This window comes from uncultured Metabacillus sp., assembly GCF_947503125.1.
GTDB lineage: Bacteria > Bacillota > Bacilli > Bacillales > Bacillaceae > Metabacillus.
The window spans coordinates 1-1473 of the sequence record NZ_CANNCR010000145.1; the positions used below are offsets into that span (position 1 = coordinate 1).

Genomic DNA, 1473 nt, shown 5'->3' on the forward strand with positions numbered 1-1473 from the left:
CGGTTTGGCCCCCTTATTTTGGACACCAATCTTTTGTTTTCTCGTTCTCTCTTAGTTTTTCATTTTCTGTTTTTCCTTTTTTCTTGTGAAAGAAAAAAGGAAAAACTTTAAAAAGTGTTATAAACAAACAGCCATGTCTTCGGGGTAGCCCGTATTTTTGTATAATTGATGGAATTTCATTGGTGTTAAGTAATTAAGGCTTCCGTGATATCTTCTCTCATTATAAAACTCCATATATTCATCTATTCGGTAATATGCCTCATCAAAACAGTCAAAAGTATAACGTTGGTAACACTCACGTTCAATAATGCTGTGGAAAGACTCAATATAAGCATTTAAATTTGGACTCTTTGGTGGAATTCGTTCATGATAGATCTTTTGAAAACTGCAGAACTCACCAAATGTTCGACTGACAAACTGAGGGCCGTTATCACTTCTCACAATTATACTAAACTTCTCAGTCTCTCTTGGGACCAGCACTAGCCGTCTCATCAATGCTTCTTGAATCATTTTTGTTATATCTACTGCTTGGCATTTAGCTCCCCTGTAATAGCCTACAATGCAGCGATCAAATACATCAATCGCACTTGCGAGAAAGAAGAAACGTCCACTATCGCCGATCGTCCCATACTTAATGTCCACCTGCCACAATTGATTCGGTCTTGTAATGACATGTTGTTTTGCCATTCTCCTCGGGTAGACCTGTGAAGCAGTTCTTTTAGGCAATAAGATATCTAGCCCATCACATAACCGATATACCTTTTTAGGACTGATGATTAAATCATGAGTGTCTCTTAAATACTCGGTTAATTTTCGGTAGCCATAAATTCCTTCCTCACCCTCCACGGCTTCCATTAAAAATTCTTCGATCTGCTCGTCAGGAATCTTCACCCCAGACTTGTTTACAGAATAGCCTGGTGTTGGACGGCCTCTTTTAACTGGCTTTTCCTCTATCGGAACATATTGATGATAATAGTACACTGATCTAGGCACCTCCACTGCTTTAGTGACTGATTTTACTGGAAAACCTTCTTCGATCCATAACCTTGCTTCCTCTAAGCGATCTTCTAAACTCACTCTCTTTTTTTTAAAAGGTTTTTAAGCATGGCAACTTCCAGTTCTTTTTCCCCAAGCAGCTTCATAGCCTGTTCATATTTTTGTATTAGTTCTTCTTTTGAAGGATCATCAGATAAACAGGTAATTCCCTCATCCTCCATTTGATCACGAACCTCATCTTCATACTCATTTATCCACTTTTTTAAAGTGTCTCGAGAGATACCAGCCTTGCGAGAGATTGAGGTTAGGTTGCCGGTTTCCAAAGCCATACGAACATATTTCTTCTTTACATCTTCTAAGACATCTATTTTTCTCTTTGGCATCTCTTTCGCCTCCCCCTTACATTAAATGAATGATCAAAAATAGTTTACTTTCTACACTACTTTCGTGTCCAAATAATTAAGGGGGCTAAAAAGA

The 1473-nt window shown here is 38.2% G+C and carries 2 protein-coding genes; both read right to left on the reverse strand.

Features of this window, described 5'->3' with window-relative positions:
- Positions 1–117 precede the first annotated feature (117 nt).
- Complete coding sequence (locus Q1B07_RS26525; protein WP_299095776.1) at positions 118–1077, reverse strand: IS3 family transposase; 960 nt, start codon at positions 1075–1077, stop codon at positions 118–120.
- On the reverse strand, positions 1074–1379 hold the full coding sequence (locus Q1B07_RS26530) for a helix-turn-helix domain-containing protein (protein WP_299095779.1): 306 nt from the start codon (positions 1377–1379) through the stop codon (positions 1074–1076). Before Q1B07_RS26530 ends, Q1B07_RS26525 begins: the two co-directional genes overlap by 4 nt.
- Positions 1380–1473: the final 94 nt, after the last annotated feature.